Here is a 1,561-nt window from a genome sequence, read left to right as displayed (position 1 = left end):
GGGGCGCGCCGCTGGCCATGTTCGTCGACAAGGAGACCGGCCAGCCGCTGCACGACGACGAGGTCAACGCCCGCATCGTCGGCTTGATCGAGAAGGAAGGCGCCGACGCCTGGTTCACCCGGCCGGCCAGCGACTTCCTCGGCGCGCACGATCCGGACCGCTACGAGAAGGTCGAGGACATCCTCGACGTCTGGTTCGATAGCGGCTCGACCCACGCCTTCGTGCTGGAGAGCCGCGAGGACACCCGTTGGCCCGCCGACCTCTATCTGGAAGGCTCGGACCAGCACCGCGGCTGGTTCCAGTCGTCGCTGCTGGAGAGCTCCGGCACCCGTGGCCGAGCGCCCTACGACGCCATCCTCACCCACGGCTTCACCGTGGACGAGAACGGCGAGAAGATGTCCAAGTCCAAGGGCAACACCGTCGAGCCGCAGTCGGTGATCAAGGACTCCGGGGCCGAGATCCTGCGCCTGTGGGCGGCGATGGCCGACTACACTGAGGACCTGCGCATCGGCAAAGCGGTGATGGCCACCACCACCGACGCCTACCGCAAGCTGCGCAACACCGTCCGCTACCTGCTCGGCGCCCTGGCCGGCTTCTCCGACGCCGAGAAGGTCGCGCCCAAGGACATGCCGCCGCTGGAGCGGTTCATCCTCCACCGGCTTTGGGAGCTGGACGTGCAGGTGCGCACCGCCTACCGCGAATACCGCTTCTCGGACGCCGCCCGGCCGGTGCTGGAGTTCTGCCAGAACGAGCTGTCCGCCCTGTTCTTCGACATCCGCCGCGACAGCCTCTACTGCGACCTGCCGACCGCGCCAAACCGGCGCGCGGCGCGCACCGTGATGGACCTGGTCTTCGAGCGGCTGACCATCTGGCTCTCGCCGCTGATCCCCTTCACCATGGAAGAGGCCTGGAACACCCGCTTCCCGGACGCCGGCTCCAACTCCCTGCGGGTCTTCCCCGACACCCCCTCGGCCTGGCGCGACGACGCCGAAGCCGAGCGCTGGGAGAAGGTGCAGAAGGTGACTTCGGTGGTCACCGGCGCCCTTGAGGTCGAGCGTCGCGAAAAGCGGCTGGGCTCGGCCCTGGAGGCCGCCCCGCGGGTCCACATCGCCGATCCGGCGCTGCGGGCCGCCTTCGAGGGTCTGGACCCGGCCGAGGTGTTCCGCACCAGCCAGGCCGTGTTGGTCGAGGGCGACGGCCCGCAAGGCGCCTTCCGGCTGCCCGAAGCGCCCGGCGTCGCCGTCGAGCCGCTGAGGGCGCAGGGCCGCAAATGCGCCCGCAGCTGGCGGATCCTGCCGGAGGTCGGCTCCGATCCCCGCTATCCGGACCTGTCCCTGCGCGACGCCCAGGCGGTCGCGGCCTGGGACGCGGCCCGCCAGGGGCAGGGCGTCGCGTGAAGGGCTTCACCCGTCACGGCGCTTCGGCCCTCGCGCTCGCCGTCCTCATCCTCACCCTCGACCAGATCTCGAAATACTGGGTCGTCGAGGTCTTCCAGCTGGAGGCCCGCGGGCCCACGCCGCTCGCCGGACCGCTCTGGCTCAGCATGGTCTGGAACTCCGGC

Annotated in this window: 1 protein-coding gene; it reads left to right on the top strand. The window is 70.3% G+C overall.

The window, feature by feature from the left end:
* On the top strand, positions 1 to 1,397 hold a 1,397-nt coding region (locus tag VHK87_RS09145), incomplete at its 5' end, for a class I tRNA ligase family protein (protein WP_329634591.1).
* Between the last annotated feature and the right edge of the window lie 164 nt (positions 1,398 to 1,561).

Origin of the sequence: Phenylobacterium sp., assembly GCF_036263695.1 — a bacterium.
In the GTDB taxonomy this organism is placed as follows: Bacteria; Pseudomonadota; Alphaproteobacteria; order Caulobacterales; family Caulobacteraceae; genus Phenylobacterium.
This window is presented reverse-complemented; position numbering and strand designations above follow the sequence as displayed.